General features: G+C 42.6%; 20 protein-coding genes. 2 read left to right on the forward strand and 18 right to left on the reverse strand.

The genetic code is table 11. The annotated features are described in order from the left end of the window. Nucleotides 1-262: 262 nt before the first annotated feature. The 4 genes from BXO88_RS05830 to BXO88_RS05845 all read right to left on the reverse strand — a co-directional run bounded on the left by BXO88_RS05830 (nucleotide 263) and on the right by BXO88_RS05845 (nucleotide 3,367). The gene (locus BXO88_RS05830) at nucleotides 263-406 is read right to left on the reverse strand and encodes a helix-turn-helix domain-containing protein (protein WP_078036812.1); all 144 of its coding nucleotides are present in this window, start codon (nucleotides 404-406) and stop codon (nucleotides 263-265) included. Then, entirely contained in the window at nucleotides 403-1,695 is a 1,293-nt protein-coding gene (locus tag BXO88_RS05835) for a TRAP transporter large permease (RefSeq protein ID WP_078036813.1), read from the reverse strand. The genes BXO88_RS05830 and BXO88_RS05835 overlap by 4 nt, the downstream gene beginning before the upstream one ends. A gap of 14 nt (nucleotides 1,696-1,709) precedes the next feature. Beyond that, complete coding sequence (locus BXO88_RS05840) at nucleotides 1,710-2,198, reverse strand: TRAP transporter small permease (RefSeq protein ID WP_242945164.1); 489 nt, start codon at nucleotides 2,196-2,198, stop codon at nucleotides 1,710-1,712. 71 nt (nucleotides 2,199-2,269) lie between these two features. Then, entirely contained in the window at nucleotides 2,270-3,367 is a 1,098-nt protein-coding gene (locus BXO88_RS05845) for a TRAP transporter substrate-binding protein (protein WP_078036815.1), read from the reverse strand. Between the two features lie 309 nt (nucleotides 3,368-3,676). On the opposite strand from BXO88_RS05845, the gene BXO88_RS05850 reads away from it, so the two are divergent. Further along, on the forward strand, nucleotides 3,677-4,372 hold the full coding sequence (locus BXO88_RS05850) for a GntR family transcriptional regulator (protein WP_078036816.1): 696 nt from the start codon (nucleotides 3,677-3,679) through the stop codon (nucleotides 4,370-4,372). 86 nt (nucleotides 4,373-4,458) lie between these two features. On the opposite strand, the gene BXO88_RS05855 is transcribed toward BXO88_RS05850, so the two are convergent. The 8 genes from BXO88_RS05855 to BXO88_RS05885 form a co-directional block, all read right to left on the reverse strand. Next, complete coding sequence (locus BXO88_RS05855; protein ID WP_078036817.1) at nucleotides 4,459-5,055, reverse strand: chromate transporter; 597 nt, start codon at nucleotides 5,053-5,055, stop codon at nucleotides 4,459-4,461. Continuing rightward, a complete protein-coding gene (locus BXO88_RS05860; RefSeq protein WP_242945165.1) occupies nucleotides 5,052-5,690 on the reverse strand; it encodes a chromate transporter in 639 nt (212 codons plus the stop codon). The genes BXO88_RS05855 and BXO88_RS05860 overlap by 4 nt, the downstream gene beginning before the upstream one ends. Continuing rightward, a complete protein-coding gene (locus BXO88_RS05865) occupies nucleotides 5,620-6,342 on the reverse strand; it encodes a DUF134 domain-containing protein (RefSeq protein WP_078036818.1) in 723 nt (240 codons plus the stop codon). The genes BXO88_RS05860 and BXO88_RS05865 overlap by 71 nt, the downstream gene beginning before the upstream one ends. Nucleotides 6,343-6,524: 182 nt before the next feature. After that, on the reverse strand, nucleotides 6,525-8,174 hold the full coding sequence (gene hcp, locus BXO88_RS05870; protein ID WP_078036819.1) for a hydroxylamine reductase: 1,650 nt from the start codon (nucleotides 8,172-8,174) through the stop codon (nucleotides 6,525-6,527). A gap of 35 nt (nucleotides 8,175-8,209) precedes the next feature. Then, nucleotides 8,210-8,377 carry a hypothetical protein gene (locus tag BXO88_RS16475; RefSeq protein ID WP_168171630.1) on the reverse strand — a complete coding sequence of 56 codons (168 nt, stop codon included), beginning with the start codon at nucleotides 8,375-8,377 and terminating at the stop codon, nucleotides 8,210-8,212. A gap of 432 nt (nucleotides 8,378-8,809) precedes the next feature. Then, nucleotides 8,810-10,171 carry a YkvI family membrane protein gene (locus BXO88_RS05875; protein ID WP_206099968.1) on the reverse strand — a complete coding sequence of 454 codons (1,362 nt, stop codon included), beginning with the start codon at nucleotides 10,169-10,171 and terminating at the stop codon, nucleotides 8,810-8,812. Between the two features lie 237 nt (nucleotides 10,172-10,408). Beyond that, nucleotides 10,409-11,722, reverse strand: coding sequence for an SLC13 family permease (locus tag BXO88_RS05880; RefSeq protein ID WP_078036821.1), 1,314 nt, complete (start codon nucleotides 11,720-11,722; stop codon nucleotides 10,409-10,411). A 21-nt stretch (nucleotides 11,723-11,743) separates the two neighbouring features. Further along, nucleotides 11,744-12,622 carry a DUF6282 family protein gene (locus BXO88_RS05885; protein WP_078036822.1) on the reverse strand — a complete coding sequence of 293 codons (879 nt, stop codon included), beginning with the start codon at nucleotides 12,620-12,622 and terminating at the stop codon, nucleotides 11,744-11,746. Between the two features lie 251 nt (nucleotides 12,623-12,873). Here BXO88_RS05885 and BXO88_RS05890 point away from each other — a divergent pair, with 251 nt between their 5' ends. After that, nucleotides 12,874-13,800, forward strand: a complete 927-nt coding sequence (locus BXO88_RS05890) for a LysR family transcriptional regulator (protein ID WP_078036823.1) — start codon at nucleotides 12,874-12,876, stop codon at nucleotides 13,798-13,800. Nucleotides 13,801-13,904: 104 nt separating this feature from the next. On the opposite strand, the gene BXO88_RS05895 is transcribed toward BXO88_RS05890, so the two are convergent. The 6 genes from BXO88_RS05895 to BXO88_RS05920 all read right to left on the reverse strand — a co-directional run bounded on the left by BXO88_RS05895 (nucleotide 13,905) and on the right by BXO88_RS05920 (nucleotide 20,870). Next, nucleotides 13,905-14,474, reverse strand: a complete 570-nt coding sequence (locus tag BXO88_RS05895) for an NAD(P)H-dependent oxidoreductase (RefSeq protein ID WP_078036824.1) — start codon at nucleotides 14,472-14,474, stop codon at nucleotides 13,905-13,907. 25 nt (nucleotides 14,475-14,499) lie between these two features. Then, nucleotides 14,500-14,673: a chorismate--pyruvate lyase gene (locus BXO88_RS05900; RefSeq protein ID WP_078036825.1), complete on the reverse strand. Its 174-nt coding sequence runs from the start codon at nucleotides 14,671-14,673 to the stop codon at nucleotides 14,500-14,502. A 115-nt stretch (nucleotides 14,674-14,788) separates the two neighbouring features. Further along, nucleotides 14,789-17,617 carry a DMSO/selenate family reductase complex A subunit gene (locus BXO88_RS05905; RefSeq protein ID WP_078036826.1) on the reverse strand — a complete coding sequence of 943 codons (2,829 nt, stop codon included), beginning with the start codon at nucleotides 17,615-17,617 and terminating at the stop codon, nucleotides 14,789-14,791. Between the two features lie 12 nt (nucleotides 17,618-17,629). After that, nucleotides 17,630-18,823, reverse strand: coding sequence for an NAD(P)/FAD-dependent oxidoreductase (locus BXO88_RS05910; protein WP_078036827.1), 1,194 nt, complete (start codon nucleotides 18,821-18,823; stop codon nucleotides 17,630-17,632). Then, nucleotides 18,813-19,370, reverse strand: coding sequence for a 4Fe-4S dicluster domain-containing protein (locus BXO88_RS05915; protein ID WP_078036828.1), 558 nt, complete (start codon nucleotides 19,368-19,370; stop codon nucleotides 18,813-18,815). Before BXO88_RS05915 ends, BXO88_RS05910 begins: the two co-directional genes overlap by 11 nt. Nucleotides 19,371-19,451: 81 nt before the next feature. After that, the gene (locus BXO88_RS05920) at nucleotides 19,452-20,870 is read right to left on the reverse strand and encodes a PTS transporter subunit EIIC (protein ID WP_078036829.1); all 1,419 of its coding nucleotides are present in this window, start codon (nucleotides 20,868-20,870) and stop codon (nucleotides 19,452-19,454) included. Nucleotides 20,871-20,923: the final 53 nt, after the last annotated feature.

Raw genomic sequence — 20,923 nt, forward strand, 5'->3', positions numbered from 1 at the left:
ATTCGGCAAATCGTTCTATAGCATATGTTTTACCTGTCTGACGAGCACCCTGAAGTACAAGGCATTTTTTATCTTTGTGTTCTGCCCAAAATTCAAGCTGTTTGAAAATCTTTCTTCTTAACATGATTTATACCCCGGAAATATTAGGATATAAAAATTATACACACCAATCAACATTTTGAAAAGGAATAATATGCTTTAAATCAACATTTTGGAACGGCGTAATGTAGGTGTATCAACATTTTGAACATAATAGCTTATTTTATATGTCTTTCAGCCTCTTCTTCATCCTATAGAATGTAGCTCTCCCGATTTGTAATTGTTCTGTGATTTCTTTCTCTCCAAGGCCATGATCGAGAAGCTCCTTAACCTTCGCAGCTTGTGCATCAAGCTTTTTTAGAATCAATTCAAACTATATCCCATCATGAGAGGAAGCCATGTAGTAAGGGGCTCATAAACCGAAATAGCTATGAGTACAAATACGTTACAGGCTATGTAAGGAACCGCATGTTTAAATATCTCTATGACAGGCATACCGTTTATCTTATTGCAGGCGTTGAGACACATACCTACCGGCGGAGTTACCAGTCCTATAGCGAGACCTGTTATCATCATCGCTCCGAACTGAAGTGTGGAAAAACCATATGCATGCATGACCGGAAGAAGTATCGGCGTAAGAAGCAGGATCGCCGGAGATACATCTATAAATGTTCCAATCATAAGTATCATTATTACAAAGATAAGTGCAATTCCATATCTGGGCCAGTTCAGATCCTGGAAAAATGCTGCAACTATCTGCGGCACTCCCTGCATTGTCAGAACCCATGTAAAGATGGTTGTAAATCCTATGATAAGCATGATCGATGAGCTTGAAATAAAGCTCTTTTTTAGTGCTTCCCAAACCTGTTTCCAGCTTAATTCATGGTAAATGAAAAATCCTACCAAAAGCGAATATAGAACAGCTACTCCGGCACTTTCAGAGGCCGTGCATACTCCGCCTGATACACATATTATTATAAAGAGCGGTAAAATCAGTGCAGGCAATCCGCCTAACACCGCTTCTTTAACTTCTTTTCCTGACAACTTTGTCCTTTTTGGATGCCAATGATTCTTTTCCGAAAAAACATACACCAGTATCAGCTGTGTAATACCTATAAGTACTCCCGGAATCGCTCCTGCCATGAATAAAGCTCCTACTGACCCTCCTGAGATCATGGAGTAAACGATCATGGGTGTTGAAGGCGGTATGATCATGCCCATAGTTGAAGATGCAACAGTGATACCTGTAGCTGTACCACTTGGATATCCTGCATCTTCCATTGCCGGAATCTCAATGGATCCAAGTGCAGATGTATCTGCGACCGAAGAACCTGAAATTCCGCCAAAAATCATGGATGCAACAACATTGACTTCTCCGAGTCCTCCGTTTATGGGATGAATGAGTACGGTACAGAAGCGCATAAGGCGTTCTGTCATGCCGCCTACATTCATAAGCTCTCCTGCCAGCATGAAAAGCGGCATCGCAATCATTAATTCGGAAAAAGCACCGTTCCAGATTCTCTGAGGAATCATGCTGAGAAAATTCGGTGAAAATGTTTCTATATAAGTCACACAGGCAGCCCCGATGGCAAATGCCAGTGGAACGCCTATTATGGCGAAGAAAATCAACAATAAAAGTAATATCAACATTGCCATAGTTTAGTTCCCCCTTACTTGTCATCTGTCTCATCAGGCAGAAATACTTCTATCAGCTTTACTATGATGCATACTGCACAGATCACTCCGCTGACAGGCATGATTCCATACATATATTTCATCGGAATCTCCATACCCATACTGATCTGTTTTCCTGCCATACCGACATACTTGAAGCCCTGAACTACAAAAACCATGTCTACAACGAACATGATTATGAGATTTATAACATTAAGTACTCGTTTCACCCCCGGCTTAAGCACGTTGTAGAGAATGTCTATCATTACGTGCTCACCCTTTATAACATTTATCCCCATTCCCCAGAAGGTTGTAAATGCAAAAAGAGTAACATTGAATTCAGACAGTTCTTTCCAGCTTATGGAAAAGAAATATCTCATAATAACAGCAAAACATACCAGCACAGCAAGAAACGCAAGCGCCAAAACTCCTATGTCAAAATATATCGTAAATAAACATTGTCCTATTTTCCGTATTTTTTTCACCGCGATCTCCTCACATAAATAGCGCACATAAATAGTGCGCTATTTCAATGAATTGTATGGATGTTTAATTGTTACTTTGCGTTGGCTACGATATCCTTCATCTTTGCCATCTCTTCCTGTGTGCAGATGCCCTCACTGATCATCTTGTCATATACAGGCTCAACTGCGTTTTTGAATGCCTCAAGCTCTTCAGCAGTCGGAACATATACTTCTGCACCTGAATCTATGATCTGCTGCTTTGCAGCCTCGGAATTCTCGTCAATAAGCTTATCGTTATACTCACCCATTTCAGTAGCGCACTCACTTATAACAGTACGGTACTCCTCAGGAAGAGTGTTCCACCATGCAGCGTTTACATAAAATGGATCCGGGTGGAACTGATAATTAACCTCTGTGAAATACTTCTGTACCTCATAGAACTTCATACCGAGAACATTGACCCATGGGTTCTCCTGTCCGTCAGCTACACCTGTCTTTAATCCCATATAAAGGTCTGCGTATGGAACTGAAACTGTTGAAGCACCCATCTGCTGAAATGTAAGATCTATGGTCTTCATACCGTTTGTACGCATCTTAAGTCCCTTTAAGTCATCTGGAGTCTTGATAGGATGATTGTTGTTTGAGAACTGACGGTAACCGCCCGCATCACAAAGATTGATGATAACTGTTCCTGTGGATTCCTCCGCCTCTGCACAAACGCTCTTTGCAAGATCTGACTGTAGCAATGCTGTCACCTCTGCTCTTGTATGTGTAAGGAAAGGTGCCGTAAACATAAGAAGTCTGGGTGAGAAATCAAACTGACCTCCACGCATACCCTGAACGGTTCCCTGAACCACCTGCTCAAGCATCTCCTTTTCTGTTCCCAACTGACCGTTGCCATATACTGTTACCTTCACATGTCCACCGGTCTTTTCTGCAACATCAGCAGCAAACTTTTCCATAGAAACATATCTTGGATTTCCCTCCGGCTGAGCATGTCCTACTATCATTTCAAAATCACCAAGATCTGCTGAAGCCTTATCACCGGACTCCTTGGCTGCTGTTGTTTCTGCTGCTGAAGCTGCCGGAGCTGCAGTTGTTGATTCTGTTTTAGTTCCTGAACCACATCCTGTAATCATGACAACAGACATGGTTGCTGTAAGTAATGCTGCTAAAAATCTTTTTTTCATTTCTTTTTCTCCCCTTCCATTTGTATAAAACACGAACCAGCTTGTATACAAGCTCTTATGATTCAATTCTAGATCGCAAGCTTTTTCTTGTCAATATGACATATATGCACAGTATTTTAAATTCTTATTTGTGCACTAATGACTATAGAATTATATCTATAATGAATTATGATGGATAAAGCAGATCCAATATACTTGTATACATACTCCTGTTTCTTATGAAGAGAAATGCCTGCGTCTAAAAAAGACATTAGCCTGCAAATTAATTTTGTACTGTTTTGTGTTCATTTTTTTAAGGAAATCAGCGCTATGACAAAATATAGCTCAGAAGAAATTTATAATATTCTCGAAAGAGAACTTGTGACATTACAGATAAAGCCTAACGAAATACTTAGCGAAAACACCTTGTGTACAAGATTTGATGTATCCAGAACTATCGTAAGAAGCGCACTTCAAAGACTTTCACAGACAGGCTTTGTAGAGATCATTCCTCATGTTGGAACCAGAGTTACCCCCATAGATCTTGAAGAAGTAAATCAATTTATTTATATGAGAATTGCAGTAGAAGCAAGAGTGCTCAGAGATTTCATAAATACCATGACACCACCCCAAGTCGAGCGGCTCAGGTTCTGCAAAAATGCAATGGAAGAAGCCGTAAAAAACGCCGGGGACCTTTCGACCCTTACAGCCGAGCAGTCCAATACTCTGCTCACAAAGGATCTGGCATTCCATGAGGTATATTTTGACTGTATGGGCAAGCGTATATTATGGGATATTTTAACCCAGCCAAAGCCCGGCTATTCACGTTTTATACGTCTCGATATGCTCGGTGGCAAAAATCTTCCGGACGTAATAAATGAGCATGCAGAACTCATGAACGTTATAGATAAAGCAGACCTAAGTGCCGTAGAAGAAGTAGTTTCCCGCCACCTCTACGGAGGTATTCGGCGGCTTGGATCAAAAATCTATTCAGATCAGTTTGAAAGATATATAAAAATCAAGTAGGGTAAAGCACCCTACTTGATCCACGTTATCCATTGTATATGCCTTTTTGCAAGCACGATGCTTACGTTACGGTTTTATCTCATGTATTAAGCAAACACTACCATCCCGAATATCGCAGATAACACTATAAGCTGAATTGGTGATATTCCTTTTTTAATTATCTTAGCTGAGCCGAAATAGCAGATCGCCAGAAAGACGGTTAAAAACATATTCAGGTGATTCACCTGAAAGGCAGATAATGCTGTATTCAGGCTGTTCAACTGAACGACTGTATTTCCTTCCTGACAGTTTTTGCCGATAAACATAACACCGGTAGCAAGTATTATCCCGATCATACATGGTTTAAGTCCGCCCAGTATGACTTTTATATATCTGTTATTTTCCACTTTTTTGAACAAAGCAGCAAGCAGAAGTATGATAAAAAACGACGGAAGGACCACTGCTGATGCCGCCAAGATGGCACCTGCTATGCCGGCCTGAGAAGCGCCGACATAAGTCGCCATATTTACCATGATTGGTCCCGGGGTACTTTCACTTAGTGCCACCATGTATGAAATCATCTCATCATCCAACCATCCATGTGACATCACCACATCTCGTATCAGAGGGATGACAGCATATCCGCCGCCAAAGGCAAAAAAACCAACCTTAAGAAATCCCAAAAAGAGTTCCAGGTAAATCATTTTCCCTTACCTCCGTTTTTTATCAGAAATACCATAAGGTTCACCACGGCACCTGTGAGCATCACTGCTATAGATGAGATTCTTACCGCAGTAATTCCTGAAGTAAGCATTATCAAAAAGGAACCTGCAACTAACATGCGCTGTAGTGGTTTGAATGTTTTTTTCCTGAGCATCTTGATCGCTGCATCAACCATCAGTATACCTACTGCGATCTTTATGCCCCTGAATGCATCGGCAACGATTTTTATTTTTAAAAAATCACTGAGAAAAGCCGATAGTAATAAGATGATACAAAAAGATGGTATGATAAGTCCAAGTGTTGAAACAACTGCTCCTATCATACCGCTCTGCCTGTAACCGACATAGGTCGCACAGTTAATGGCGATAGGACCGGGTGTGGATTCAGCCATAACAGTCACATTCATAAGCTCTTCATCCGACACCCATTTTTTCCTGTTAACACATTCCTCCTGCATAACGGATATCATGGCATATCCGCCCCCGAAGGTGAACAGTCCTATCTTTGCAAAAGTCAGGAAAAGATCTGTCAGCTTATTCATGATATCAGTGGTGGCATCCGCCGTGACCGCAGGAATGTCCCTCACCATGCTCATGATGGCTGCAGTTTGCTTCACTTCCTGCTTCAAGAGTTCCCTTTATAAAAGCTTCTACCGCTTCATCAGTGTTACCGCTGACACCTGCGCAGAGTCTGATTCCGGCTTCCTGAAGTGCTCTCTGAGCTCCTCCGCCGATACCGCCGCAGATAAGTACATCTACCTGTGCAACATTGAGTATACCTGCAAGGGCTCCGCATCCCTCACCGTTTGTTCCGACTACCTGAGAACTGATGACCTTTCCATCCTCGATGTCATAGACCTTGAACTCTTCTGTTCTTCCGAAGTGTTCAAAAACGTTTCCATTGTCATAGGTAACTGCTACTCTCATTATCTTTTCTCCCTTTTCATCCATTTCGATGCCAAAGTGGTTCTTATTTCTGTCTATCTGAACATGTCCGCCTTCGATGCTTAGCCTTTTTCCTTCGACTATAGCCGTTGCCAGCTTTTTCCTGGCGCTCTCATATATGGCTGTAACTGTTGTTCTTGCAACTCCCATGCTCCCGGCACATTCTTCCTGATTCATTCCTTTATAATCAAGAAGCTTTATAGTCTCATATTCATCCAGAGACATGCTTATATTTTCAATGTCTACCACGTCAGTATCTTCTGGAGAAAAGATGAAATAATCCGGAAACCTGCATATCTTACGATATTTTGGGGATCTTGGCATTTGGAACCTCCTTTGTTTAATTGACATATGTCAGTAACATTTTACAAAGCATTATGACATATGTCAATTAATATCGGATGCAAAGATGATTTCAATATTATCTTTCCTTTCCATAACTCATTTTCAGCCTATAATCTCATCACCTACTGTCGAAATCATATTTTTTATTTCGTGAACCATACTTAAGCATTATCCCCGAAAAACAGCTTGAGATCATCGTCAACACTTCCAATTCCGGCGATGCCGAAGTTCTCAACAAGTACCTTCGCTACATTAGGTGACAGGAATGCAGGAAGTGTAGGTCCAAGATGAATGTTCTTAACCCCAAGATAAAGAAGTGCAAGGAGCACTATAACCGCCTTCTGCTCATACCATGAAATGTTATAAACGATAGGAAGGTCATTTATATCATCGAGACCGAATACCTCTTTCAGCTTCAGGGCGATAAGTGCCAGAGAATATGAGTCGTTACACTGTCCTGCATCAAGAACTCTCGGTATTCCTGCGATGTCTCCAAGATTCAGCTTGTTGTACTTGTACTTTGCACATCCCGCTGTAAGGATCACTGCGTCCTGTGGGAGTCGTGATGCAAATTCTGTATAGTAGTTTCTTGATTTCATTCTGCCGTCACAGCCTGCCATGACAACGAACTTCTTTATGGCACCGGACTTTACAGCATCAACTATTTTATCTGCAAGGGCAAATACCTGCTCATGGGCAAAACCTCCTACTATACTTCCGGTCTCGATTTCCTTCGGAGCCTCGCAGTTCTTTGCCTGTTCGATGATTGCAGAGAAATCCTTTACCTCACCATACTTGCCATCTATGTGGCGGCATCCCGGAAAACCTGCAGCACCTGTAGTCCACAATCTGTTCCTATAGCTTTCAGATGGAGGAACGATACAGTTAGTGGTCATAAGAACAGGACCATTGAAGGACTCAAACTCTTCCTTCTGCTTCCACCATGCATTTCCGTAGTTACCGGCAAAATGAGGATACTTTTTAAATGCCGGGTAATAATGTGCAGGAAGCATCTCAGAGTGGGTATAAACATCAACTCCTGTTCCTGCGGTCTGCTCCAGAAGCTGCTCCAAATCCTTTAAATCATGTCCTGAGATAAGGATACCCGGATTGCTTCTTACTCCGATGTCAACAGTAGTGATCTCCGGGTTACCGTATGCGCCTGTATTGGCGGCATCAAGAAGAGCCATTCCATCTACGCCAAACTTACCTGTTTCCAGAGTAAGTGCCACAAGATCGTCAACAGACATGCTGTCATCCAGAGTCTTACTGAGGGCTTCCTGCATAAATGAGTCGATTTCAGCATTGTCCTTGAGAAGAGCATTGGCATGCTTTGAATATGCAGCAAGTCCCTTTAGTCCGTAAGTGATGAGCTCGCGGAGAGAACGTATATCTTCGTTTTCTGTAGCGAGAACACCTATACGATGGGAGGCTGCAAATGTTTCAAACTCGCCTTCCTCACCACTCCATAAAGCTGCTCCAGGAATAGCTTCCCTGTTTTCAAGCTGACCAAGAAGCTGATTCTTCACCTTAAGTGTTTCTTTTATTTTAGAAACTATCGCAGTCTTGTCGAAATTCGCATTAGTTATAGTTGTGAAAAGGTTAATGCTCACAAGATGATTTACATCTTCACTGACCTCTTTTCCTTCCTTACGAAGTTCTGTAGTTACTGCAGAAAGTCCCTTTGTCACATAAATAAGTAGATCCTGCATAGCGGCAACATCTGCGGTCTTACCGCATACACCCGCCTTAGTGCAACCTGTTCCGCAGGCTGTTTCCTGACACTGATAACAAAACATCTGATTCTCCATTCTACATATCCTTTCGAAATAGTATAAGACTCTTTCTATTGTTCTCTCGGATCTGCTCTCTCACAGCCTTCTCTTTCACATATCTCGCAGGCTGTAAGGGGGAACTGATCCGACGAATGATGCCGTTCTATACAGGCATCACAGTTTTGATAAAGATCACATTCTGTATTCAGGCATGGACATGTCTCTTTGCAATAAAGCATATTTACTCTCCTTGTCTCATAAAGTGTTCTCTCGATCAACAGGACAGATGATACTATGTCAAAAAAAGAAATCGTGTTGCGCAGGCAACACATCCACTTTCCCATTTTTCCTATATGCTTTGGCGTGTTCAAAACAAATAACAAGGAACCATGATGCACCAAATCATATTTAACATAAGAAGGTCTCCGACTATGAAACCGAAACTGAGAAACGTGGCATACAGAAACATTATCAGGATATGATAGCTGCCATGCGAGAGAAGTATGGTGAAATTGAAGATCAACATGACATCAATAGCTGATTTTTTTATCTTTGTATGTCATAAAACAACCGTACTGACGGATGCTTCAATTTCTCTTGTTACCCCCCCTCAAAATGATAACTTATAAAAGTCCCTGTACTATGTCCAGACATAGTACAGGGACTTTTTTCTATTGCTCCGCGGATTGAAATTTTCTGGTATCTTCAAGATGGAAGAATGATAATATTAGCTTATACTGATGTTTTAATTTATCATCATCGACAGTGAGCTCTTTCTTTGAGAAAGTTTTCAAATCATCTGCACTCTCGAATACATGAACTGCAAATTCATGCAGATCCTTCTTTAAAGATTCTGTTTCCGCAGGACTTACATTTGATAGATTATTGAATATCTCCTTCTCCTTCCGTGTAACATTCCTGTCAGGGTCCAGCATCTTAAGAAGGATACGAATCATTTTTCTTCTTGAGAACTTTTCAAAAACTATGTTTCTTCTTTCCCTGCACCATGCAGTAACGAGGACAATAAGCAGCAATGTACCCATGTACCCGAGAACCGGATACATAATTCCTATGAGCTGACTGAATCCTCCAAAACTGAAAGCATACCCTATAAGGACAACAAAAATCATGATGATTCTCATTCTTTTGGTACTACTTCCGGAGAATCTTCGTGCAATAGAATAAAAAAGTGAAAATGCTGTATTAAATATCAGAGCGAATACTGTAACCGCGTAAAGAAGTGAAAATGCAGGATGAATATCACTTACTATTTTAAGCATTGGCATTTCTGAATCCCTGACATAATCTATGTTTAAAAATAAAGATACTGAAGCAGCCATGATGATAATACCGATAAGAATTCCTCCTATGAGCCCCCCTTTTTCAGCAGTATCAATACGTACCAAAGAGCCGCCTAGTATAAATGCCATAGAAACACCGGACATGGCACAGAGCGCGTAGTAATTTATTACCGATAACCACACATTGCCCATGACAGGTTTGACGGTCCTGGCCGAGGCATCAAGTGCTTCCATGTCATGCGATCCTGTTAAAAATGAATATACTGTAATAAGCATGATCATGACAATCATAATAGGTGTAAATATTCCAAGAACACCGGTGATCTTTTCAAAATCAAAAAAGGCAACGATAACTATCAGGACCGAGCAGATCAGTGCACCAAGCCAGGGAGCAATACCAAACTGCTGATTAAGATTTGAACCGGCACCCGCCAGCATAACAAAGCCCATGCAAAAACTTCCAATGTTAAGAACGACATCCAGAAGTTTGGATAAAACCGGATGCGTGATCTCTGAGAAAACCATTTCATGATTATACGCACGATAATAACTTCCCAAAGTCACCATAATCTTTCCAAAAACAGCATTTAATATACCTAAAAGGAAAACACCTATCAGTCCAAGTTTTCCGAAACCAAGGAAATATTGCAGTAAATCCTGACCGCTGGATAGACCGGCTCCTATGATTACTCCGATATAAGCAAACGCAATTTTCAAATAAGCATACTTCAATAAATGCCTCCTTTCAGACAAGACAATAGTTACAAAAACAATAATGGTGATCTTTGAATGATTTTTTTGATTAGTTGATGAACAATCCGTATTTGATGCAGATTAAGAAGTTCTGCGATGTTGAACACTATATCACACATAGGGTAATAAATCAACACCTGTTTATTTTTGTATCAAGAATGATCATACCACAATTTTGTAATTGTATTTCTGAAGTATACTTGAACTTAGATGTAATCAAAGTACCATGGCAACTATAAAATTGTACAGTGCACAGCAAAGTACACTTATTGGAACAGCTACCATAAGTAGTCTGTTGAAAAGCGTATTTCTGTCCTCTTCCTTAGGGGTAGATCCAAGGATAAGTGATCCTCCTGAAGAAAACGGACTGATAGCGCTGGACTGGGCTCCCAGTACTGTGCATGCAAAAAGTACAGGGGCGGAAAGACCTGTTGATGCTGCAAGCGCCGGAATAAGGGGAAAAAGTGCCGGCGCTACAACACCTGTTGTTGAGCTGAAGAAGCTCATGATTGCAGCGATGATTGAGAAGGCGATCGGGATGAGAGGTTTTGGAACATTTGAGCCAACCCAATTACTAAGCATATCTATAGTTCCTGCCTCAACAGCGACTGCAATGAGCATTCCCGCACCTGCTATCATAATGATAGTGTTCCATGGAATTCTGGCGATTGCCTCCTTCTGAGGTGCAAGCTTCAGTAACAATGCTATAACCGCGAAAATGATGGCTACGAGACCTACGTCTACCTTACCGGCAATGTATTTGATCGCTGCATTACCCGGCATAATCATCTTAAGAAGCGGAAAAATGAGTACGACCACCATCATAAGGATCATGAGATTCAATGTGGTCTTCTGCTCCTTTGAAAATGCTTCCGGCTTATTAAATACAACACCCTTTCCGATGTTTCTGTTCTCCTTGAAGCCAAATCTGAAGATGGCTACAAGAATGAGTGAGAACATCATTGAAAAAAGGAAGATCTGCATTTCCATTCCGAAACTTTCAACAGCTTCGAGGTTAGGATTTGCTTCGTAAGCTGTATCCGCAAGACCTCTGAAAACAACTCCAAGATTTGATGTAGGAAAGTTTCCTCCGCATAGAGCACCGCAGTTAATGGCTACAGCGCCTGTTAACTTATCCATCTTTGACTCATCACAGATAACCAGCGTGATAGGTGCAAGAAAAGCAAGAACTGTAAAATAGGTAGCTCCCATTACGGAAAGAATGACTGCTACCGCAAAAAGTGCGAAGGGAAGAAGTCCCGGAAATTTACGACAGGCATAGAGAAGGGCTCCAGACATCTTTTCAAGTGTTCCGTTGATTGCGGCAACATTATAAAAAAGTGACACTGAAAGAATAACGAACATGGTATTCGTTGGCCAGAAAGCAATAACTTCTTTAGGCTTCATACCCATAACAAAGCATCCGATGATATAAGCAAAAACTATACAAAAAAGACCGGTATTGATCTTGGTCCTGTATCCGAGAAAAATCGCCACCGCTATGGCGAGTATAATAAATGCACTTAACATGTTTTTATCTCCTGAAATTAATTATTCTTCACTTCCTTCAGTTATTCCGAGAAGTCTATATGGAATGGTCTTTGTCATATGATATATGTGTTCTATAGGAATCCCATATTCCAGAAGATAATGCATATATTCATACATCTCTGTCTCCCAGTCTGGATTCTCTGTCTGACCGCCATCTGTATCTACCATCACATGCTCGTAGCCCACTTCCTTAATAAGCTCTGCATTCTCTTTAAGGTTTAGATGATATGGCTTACCCTTACCCATGTTCTGAGCATAACAGCGTTCCAGAATTACATCATAATCCTTGACCAGCCTTATCTGATCTTCTATGGAATAGTCACATACCCACCATTCAGGATGTGTGATGACTATCTTCTTAACACCTGCATCTCTTGCAGCTTCAACTATGACAAATGCCTCCTCCGGTGATACATGTGCTGTACCGAGCGCCACATCATAGTCTCTGATAAGATTAAATACATCTTTTAACTCCGGAATGACCTTTCCGTCTCTTACAAGTTCTATACCATCAAGCGGGTTCTGACCCATTTTCTCAAGATGTCTCCTTGCGGACTGGGTCGGAAGCCAGATCTCCTTTGCCCCAAGCTTAAGTCCCTTTTCCACAGCTTCAGGATTTACTCCGCCTATGACTTTGTTCATTACAACTCCGCCATACATAGTAAAGCCTGTGTTTTCGCCATAAACTTTCCGAACGTATTCATTGGCAATTTCAGCACGATTTACGGTAAATCCCATATGAGACTTGATAACTATGGCTCTTGCTCCCACTCTTACGGCTGCATCCGCTAGCTCCAGGTCACTGTACGCCCGTAGTCTCAGATCAGGATTCGTATGTACATGCATGTCGCATATGCCCTTCAGTGAAACTCTGCTCATTTTCCCTCCTTCAATTTTTTTACTCTTTTCAAAACTCTTCGAAATAAAGTATAATGGGTCGGAAGCTATCGCAGAATGCATTAAATCGATATATGTCGTATCGGTTTTTCCGATATCAATCGATAAAACGATGTGTTTTGATAAAATCAATACTGATTATTATTTTGTTACTTATTTATCATTTTTTCGCTGCATTACACATTATTATGACAGCTATATTCATGATATATGGATGAATTATAGAGGTAAAAATGGAAATTAAAGAATTGAATTATCTGATCGCAATTGCAGAAGAAAAAAGTATTTCAAAAGCGGCAGAACGCCTATATATGGCCCAGTCAAGTTTATCTCAGTTCCTTACAAACTATGAGAGTAATCTGGGTTACAGACTTTTTGTACGAACTTCAAACGGGGTACGCCCAACAGAATCCGGACAGCTGCTACTTGAATATGCATACCACACCATTTCCGAATATCACAGAGTACAGGATAAGATGCAGGATGTATCAAAGCTTAATGCCGGGCATGTCATCCTTGGTATCAGTTCATTCCGTGGCTCATATCTGCTCCCTCCTGTTCTGAACGCATTTCACATGACCTATCCAAATATACATGTACAGATAGTTGAGAAGAATTCCATGGCCCTTGAACAGTATCTGATGAACGGAGACATTGACCTCGCACTTCTTGCGCGTCCGGAAAAAGGAAGCAGGCTTCACATCTTCAATTTGCTAAAAGACGAAATATGCCTGGTTGCAAGTCCTAACCATCCTGTTTTGAACAAGGCTAAAGATAATACGAAACATGCTTTTTCGCAGATTCCTAAATGTGTAAACATAAAAGATACAGAAAATTATGAATTTCTGCTTAGTGACTATGACACCATCCTTGGTCGTGAAGCCAGGAAGCTTTTTATGAAAAACAAGATGACACCGTTGGCTTACAACAACACCCTTTCCGCACTCTTCGCCGCGTCCCTTGCTGCAAGCGGTCAGGGACTGGCTTTCACCTACTACAGCTCCAGACACTACTTTCGAAATGCAGAGTTTCTTTCACTGGGAAAAGATGCCCCAAGCATCGAACTGGTCACGGCCATGTCTCCGGAAAGATATCATTCCAAGGCTGCCATAGCCCTTAACGATGTCATACATCAAATACTGAATACAGACGCATCATGAAGTAATATTGAGGTATCAACTCTGTTCAAACCGGATGGTCTGTTAAAACCCTGTTGACCTTATGATGATCAATATAAGTAACATATACAGTCAAATGTGCCTGATTAGCTGGTTTTTGTAATAAAGGTTTCAGCCTCCTTCATGATATTTTCAACATCAGCCCCGTAGATGTCCAGTCCTTTTGCTTCTATCTTCCTGATATCATTTATGCCGTAAAAATTCTGTGCCAATGCTTTTATATATCCGAAACCAAATTCTTCCGGAACATATTGTCCCCCGGCAGTAGTAACATAATAGAGCCGGTCAGCCTTGCACAGTCCAACCGGAACTCCATCTTCCGAATATCTGAATGTGATCTCCACGACATTTATCTGCTCGATATACTGTTTTAATGCCGCAGGAAATGAAAGGTCCCAGTAAGGGGCTGCAATCACTATGATCTCTGCCTCGGAAAAATCACGGGCCAGATCAAACATAGGATCCTGAAAATCACGTTCTGCAATAAGCCGGTCACGTTTTTTCAGGAAATCCTCATTAACCGCCGGGAAATCAATATCGCCGATACGTATTTCCTTAAAGGGTCTGTCTAACTTATGCAGTAGTTTTTCAGCAAGCTTCCCGGTTCTGGAATCTTTCCGAACACAAGCATTTATATACAATACTGATTTTTCCATATTGCACCTCTACTGATCTTATTTATCAGCCTATTATCTCATATTGCAGCATCTCATACTTGAGTTTAGTCCCTACCTTGATATCTTCCGGCAGTAGTGCTCTGGCAACAAGCAAAAGGTCGTCCACCTCTTTATCAGTTCTTTTAAGATTCGCATAATCGCCGTCTATTGAATCGACAACGTAGTACATGGTTTCCATAAAGATATATACCTCCAATTATTTGATGTGAGTGTAAAAAGCGAATTTCGAACCGTTTCGCCTTCCTCCCACATTATATTTCGTCTGCTATTCTTAAAAATATACCATTCGTTTGTTAATGTTCCATAAAACCGGGTATAACATGAGTCACGCAGGATTCGATCTCAACCAGATTTGTATGCTGAGGATTTCCGTTGCAGAGCGGTGTCGGGTATGCAGTGGAGGTTAGAACATTGATACAGCCTCTTGTATCCACGCCATTCTTGTCAGGTGTGTACCAGGCTCCCTGAGCCATGGATACAACTCCCTGCCGTATTCTTCCTGTAACCACCGCCGGAATCCTTACACGGCCTCTGTCATTAAATATCTCCACCAGATCACCATTCTTGATGCCTCTTTCTCCGGCATCCTCAGGATGGATCCACACTCCCGGTTTTTCAACCTCATCCTGCCACTCATTGTTATCATGGATGGAATGGGTGCGACGTCTGGTATGCCAGCCTATAAGCTGTAAAGGATAAACTCTTCGCATAGGGTCTTCAGGTCCTTCAGGGCATGGCACATACCCCGGTATCGCCGGCACTCCGGGGCGGTTCATATCATAAAGCCTTTGAGAGAAGATCTCTATCTTTCCGGACGGTGTCGGGAAGGGATGATTCTCAGGGTCGGAAATCTCCTTTTCATAGGCAACACACTTTATCTGTTTTTTATACTGCCAGCCCCCCTCTTTACAGAATGTCTCATAGTCCGGAAGCTCAGGCTCCTTACTTCTGATAAAGTTGTAGTTTTCTTTAAGCCAGTCTGAAAGCTCGGATCTTCCGGCCGTAAAGCTCTCATAAACACCGAGCTTCTCTGCCACTTCCTTCATCCAGTCCCACTCGAATCTGCATCCGAATATAGGACGTATAACTTTATTATGCCTAAGGTAATAGTTAGTGCCTGCCCAGGAGCCTATGATATTTTCGCCTTCAAGGAAGGAAGTTGCCGGAAGCACCAGGTCGGAATGACGGGCACTGGGAGTCATAAAGACATCCGAACATATTATCATCTCACACTTGCTGTCGTCCCCGAGGATCCGCAGAGTATCATTAACATTACTGTGCTGGTTGATGAGAACATCGCTGGCCATACTGAATAGGAGCTTTATATTGCTGCGAAGTTTCTGAACTTCCTTTAACCCGTCCTTTACAGGATCCATATCGGTTCCCTTCTCAACGGCCTTTGTCCACAGGAAGGTTGGTATCCTTCCGGGATATGGATTTTGCACAGGATCAAGATAATTCTTCATCGCAGTATGTTCCATGATCCTGCTGGTGTTGCCGCAGCTGCTTCCGCCGCTAATGCCTACATTACCCGTAAGACATGAAAGCATCATCATGGCTCTTGCTGACTGTTCGCCATTTCCGTGTCTCTGAGCTCCAAAACCTGCATCTATGCAGGCAGGCTTCGTGGTGGCATATTCACGGGCAAGCTTCCTTATGCGTTCTGCTTCTATTCCTGTGATCTCCTCAGCCCATTCAGGTGTTTTTGCGATGCCGTCCTTTTGACCGGACAAATAGGAACGATAGCTTTCTTCCTTAGGAACACCCTCCGGCATGTGATCCTCATCAAAACCTATACAATATTTGTCCATGAACTTCTGATCCTGCAGACCTTCTTCAAAGATAACATAAGCCATGGCATCCGCAAGAGCAGCATCTGTTGAAGGCCGCAGTGCAAACCACTCGTCTGCATAGCTTGCTCCGGTCTGGCTGAGTCTCGGGTCTATAACGATGATACTGACTCCCTTTTTTTTCAACTGAGAAAGGTAGTAGTTTCTCTCAGGACCGAAAATGGTTTCGGCCGGATTGCTTGACCAGAGGATCATGAGCTTTGTATCCAGCTGACATGCCGCGCTGTGCCCTCCTGTGGCATTACCGTATACATATTCGGAAATGCTGGTAACACAGGCTGAACTGTAGGAATTGTAGGCATCCAGAAAACCTCCGGTGAGACTCAGAAGTCTCGTCATCATCTGCCCCGGGTTCATGATTCCGCATACACCGGTTCCGTAAAGAAGAAAACGGCTTTCCGGACCGTATAGCTTCTGTGTTCTCTCAATGCTTTCCGCCACAAGATCAGTGGCCTCCTCCCAGCTTATTCTTTCGAACTTTCCGCTGCCTCTTTTTCCTATTCTTCTCATAGGATAATGAAGTCTTTCAGGGTTCAGATAGGTCTTTCTGTAGCCTCTTCCTCTCACACAGGCGCGAATCTGCGGTGAATGTTCTTCACAACAGTCAGATTCGATCTGAAGAAGGCAGTTTTCCTTCACATGTGGACGGATAACACAGATTCCTCCGCAGTTATTCATTCCGCCTGTGGGAACGATCCTTTCGGCTTCATTTTCTATAGGTGAATTAAGCTCATGGCTTCCCTCACCGAAATCCTCCGCCACCGGTTCCCAATTGCTAAGCATTGACAGAAGATCTTCAAAAAATGTCCTGATTCCTGAAAATGCTTCGGAATAATCACATAGACTTCTATACAGCGCACGAAGACCAAAAAGCAGGTAGTTATCGAGAAAATCCACAACCTCTTCTATACGAGATGAGACTTCACCCTTTGCTCCGATAAGATACTCAAGGAATCGAAGCTGTTCTCCGAGATAATCCGGTGGATTTCCTTCAAACCATTCGGGTTCATAGCCGAAGCGGTGATAAATCTCTATGATTTCAAGAGTCGTATGATTCAGAAGAACCTTTTCCCCTATATATACAGATGCCCATAAAGGAGCATGAAAATCCGCATCGGTCCCACGAAAACAGAAATCATAGACAAGTTCCCACTCTCTTTTACTGTGAAGAGACCAGTCAGAGAAACTGCTGCATATTTCCATGGCCTTATCGCGACTTTCCAGAAAATCCGCGCCGGTTCTTATTTTGTTAAGTATGTTAGTTTTAGTCATTGCATAACCTCTTTAAAGATTAACTGGAACAGTACGCATTTCGCTAATGTCTCCCATCAGCACAATACCGCACAGCTTTCCGTCCCTGTAAAAACGTTTCTGATAATTCTGTGAACCGCACCGGTTGTGATTGACCCTGAACATGTAATTCTCATCCCCGAAGGGTGTACTATGACTGACTTCTGTTGTGATTCCGGGTTCTTCCTGAGTAGTACCGCTTGCAAACATTCCCATACCCATGGCTGTAAGTATAACAGGAAAATTCCCCACCCGGAAAGAACGCATACTTTCAGAGTGAACCGCATTATATCCTGCTGTATCGCCGGAAACCTTGGCGTATTTCCATAGCCCCGGATTTGGAATGCTGCACTGCACGCAGTCACCGGCAGCAAGTATATCAGGATCACTGGTCACAAGATAATCGTCTGCCATAACTCCACGGTCACAACTTAGTCCTGCCTCCTTTGCGGGAGCAACTACCGGACGTACACCGGTGGAAAGGACCACGAGATCAGCGGAAAAACGACGACCATCCGAAAGAATGACTCCGGTAACATTTTCATCACCTGTCAGCTCCCGGATCTGCACAGCTGTATGGATTTCTATCCCCTGTTTTTCAATGCTTATTCGGAGTATATCAGAGGATTCCTCATCAAGCTGGCGTGCCATAACACGAGGTGCTGACTCCAGAATAGTGCAGTGAATGCCCATTTCATGAAGCTCCCAGGCCATTTCCATGCCTATGATTCCACCACCGATAAATACAGCTTTTTTTGCAGTCATGGTCTTACGTCTAAGCTCATGAAAATCCTGTACTGTACGAAGTGTCAAAACACCCCTCTTATCTTTTCCGGGTATGGGTGGAACAAAACAGGTGGCACCCAGAGCATAGATACATTTCCTGTAGCTTAGGACGGTGCTGCCATCCAGTATCACCCTGTGATTTTCACGGTCAATTCCTGATACTGTCCTTCCCTTTAAAACTGTGATACGATTCTCCTCATACCAGCTGTCTTTCGCTGTATATATCTTATTCTTTCTGAATCTGGAAAAATCAGTTTTACTTAGAAGGGGGCGAAGATACGTACTCTCTTTTTCTTCTCCTATCATGATGATCTCACAATCGGTATCCTCACGACGTATGGAACGTGCTGCTGAAAAACCCGCAATTCCGGTTCCGAGTATCACATATGTGTCAGTCATCATTCTCCTCCTTTTTAAGTATCATAAGGTGAGGTCTAGTCATGGAAGGATCCGGCAGGAATGGAAGTGCACTGGTATACTTACTTTTTTCCTCTTCCGTCAGAGTATCGAGATCCACGAATTTAAGGCAATGGGTAATGCAGGCTTCCACACACAGTGGCTCTTTTCCCTCCTGTCTTCTGTCAAAGCAGGCATCACACTTCATGGATCTTCCGGTCACATGGCTCAGCTTAGGAGCTCCGTATGGGCATACCCATGTACAGGTCCCGCATCCGATACACATCTCGGGATCCGGGGCGATGGTCCCGTCACTTTGTTTATGCATGGCACCCGTCGGACAGTTGGCGGCGCAAAGAGCGGATGAACAATGATTACATGCACCGGAATAATGAACTGTCCGGAAATTTCCTTTTTCATCTGTATATTCTATTGACTCAACACGTCGGAAAAACAGTCCCAATTCCAGATCATGCCCGTCCTTACATGCCATCTGACAGGCATTACAGCCGATACATCTGGTTTGGTCATAGAGGAAACCGTAGGTTGCCATAACTTTTAAACTCCTTGCTTAATTGATAAAAAGGCACCTGCATATAACAGGTGCCCGAATGATGATCAGTACAATGTCTTTTTATGCCGTTTTTTTAATTATGTTCTTCTTCTCAGCCTTTACTGCACGCTCATCCTTTTCGATGCTCTCATCAAGACCTACAGCATATGATACTGCGGCAGAAACAACGAATGAGATTGCAAGTCCGATCAGCATGGTAGGTATACTTCCGGTATATGCAGGCAGTGAAATAATTGCCGGCATCGCAAAAGTAATTGCCTTTGCACCTGAAGCTGCAACAAATGCACCGGATACGGCTCCTCCTATGATAGCACCAAGAAGAGGTTTCTTAAAGCGGAATCCAACGGCATACAGAGCCGGCTCGGTTATTCCGATGAAAGCAGAAATAAATGCAGACATGGTTGAAGTCTTGTTCTCAGCTTTCTTTGCTCTTAAGAATACACCGAAAGCCATTCCGGCAACAGCCATTGTGGCAACACAGTTTACAGGAGCGATCATATCATATCCAAGAGTAGCAAAGTTGTTCATCATGATAGGTGACATTGAGAAGTGCATACCTGCAAAAACCAGGAACTGTCTGGTTCCTCCAACGAACAGACCGGCAAGGAGCGGTGAGAAGTTAAAGAGAGCCTTGATCACTTCACCTACATATATACCGATGTAATAACCGATAGGTCCAAGTACAACTATTGCAACAGGAGCCATGACTGTCAATGTAAGCAGAGGTACAACAACGATCCTAAGGAAGTCAGGAACGATCTTGCTGAAGAACTTGTGTACGTGATTCATTACATAGACACTCATAAGAATAGGAATAACCGATCCTGAATACTTAACCATGGTAAACGGTATTCCAAGGAATGAGCTTGACTCACCTGCACCTGCAATGATCGTAGGATATATCAGGATTCCCGCAAGGACCATAGCCATTCCGATATCGGCCTTAAGCTTCTTTGCTGCAGTGTAGGCGAGAAGCATTGGCAGGAAATAAAAGATAGCGTCGGAAGCTGCATTCATAACGGTGTAGAAACCGGTCTCTGTACTGATCCAGCTATAGGTTGAAGCCATTACAAGTAAGCCCTTAAGGACACCGGCACCGGCCAGTGGCGCAAGGATCGGTGCAAAGCAGGAAACCATGAAATCCATAAGACGGTTTCCGAGACTTACCTTACTTGCAGCTTTCTTGTCCTCTTTGGTATCTGCATCATCTTCTACTGCAGCCTGTGCTGCGATGCCTGCAGCAGTACAAACATCAGGATAAACCTTATTAACGTGGTTTCCGATAATGATCTGAAGCTGACCTATTTTTTTGATGCATCCCAGCACTCCCGGGATCTTTTTGATCTCAGATTCATCTGCCTTATCCTGATCAACCAGTGTAAATCTGAGACGTGTAGAACAATGAATCACTGTGTTGATGTTCTCTTTGCCTCCTACGGCAGCAACAATGGCCTCTGCCAGTTCCGTATAATTTGCCATTTTTTTATCTCCTTTTTTCTTTTTATCATTCAGTCAAACCTTGTTGACCTAAT

The organism is Oribacterium sp. C9, assembly GCF_002007235.1.
Taxonomy (GTDB): Bacteria; Bacillota; Clostridia; order Lachnospirales; family Lachnospiraceae; genus Oribacterium.

Excerpts from the sequence above, each read along its gene's own strand:
- BXO88_RS05835 (WP_078036813.1), bottom strand. The coding sequence starts at position 1,695 with ATGGCAATGTTGATATTACTTTTATTGTTGATTTTCTTCGCCATAATA.
- BXO88_RS05845 (WP_078036815.1), bottom strand. The coding sequence starts at position 3,367 with ATGAAAAAAAGATTTTTAGCAGCATTACTTACAGCAACCATGTCTGTT.
- BXO88_RS05850 (WP_078036816.1), top strand. The coding sequence starts at position 3,677 with ATGACAAAATATAGCTCAGAAGAAATTTATAATATTCTCGAAAGAGAA.
- BXO88_RS05855 (WP_078036817.1), bottom strand. The coding sequence starts at position 5,055 with ATGATTTACCTGGAACTCTTTTTGGGATTTCTTAAGGTTGGTTTTTTT.
- BXO88_RS05865 (WP_078036818.1), bottom strand. The coding sequence starts at position 6,342 with ATGCCAAGATCCCCAAAATATCGTAAGATATGCAGGTTTCCGGATTAT.
- hcp (WP_078036819.1), bottom strand. The coding sequence starts at position 8,174 with ATGGAGAATCAGATGTTTTGTTATCAGTGTCAGGAAACAGCCTGCGGA.
- BXO88_RS16475 (WP_168171630.1), bottom strand. The coding sequence starts at position 8,377 with ATGCTTTATTGCAAAGAGACATGTCCATGCCTGAATACAGAATGTGAT.
- BXO88_RS05880 (WP_078036821.1), bottom strand. The coding sequence starts at position 11,722 with ATGTTAAGTGCATTTATTATACTCGCCATAGCGGTGGCGATTTTTCTC.
- BXO88_RS05885 (WP_078036822.1), bottom strand. The coding sequence starts at position 12,622 with ATGAGCAGAGTTTCACTGAAGGGCATATGCGACATGCATGTACATACG.
- BXO88_RS05890 (WP_078036823.1), top strand. The coding sequence starts at position 12,874 with ATGGAAATTAAAGAATTGAATTATCTGATCGCAATTGCAGAAGAAAAA.
- BXO88_RS05895 (WP_078036824.1), bottom strand. The coding sequence starts at position 14,474 with ATGGAAAAATCAGTATTGTATATAAATGCTTGTGTTCGGAAAGATTCC.
- BXO88_RS05900 (WP_078036825.1), bottom strand. The coding sequence starts at position 14,673 with ATGGAAACCATGTACTACGTTGTCGATTCAATAGACGGCGATTATGCG.
- BXO88_RS05905 (WP_078036826.1), bottom strand. The coding sequence starts at position 17,617 with ATGACTAAAACTAACATACTTAACAAAATAAGAACCGGCGCGGATTTT.
- BXO88_RS05910 (WP_078036827.1), bottom strand. The coding sequence starts at position 18,823 with ATGATGACTGACACATATGTGATACTCGGAACCGGAATTGCGGGTTTT.
- BXO88_RS05915 (WP_078036828.1), bottom strand. The coding sequence starts at position 19,370 with ATGGCAACCTACGGTTTCCTCTATGACCAAACCAGATGTATCGGCTGT.
- BXO88_RS05920 (WP_078036829.1), bottom strand. The coding sequence starts at position 20,870 with ATGGCAAATTATACGGAACTGGCAGAGGCCATTGTTGCTGCCGTAGGA.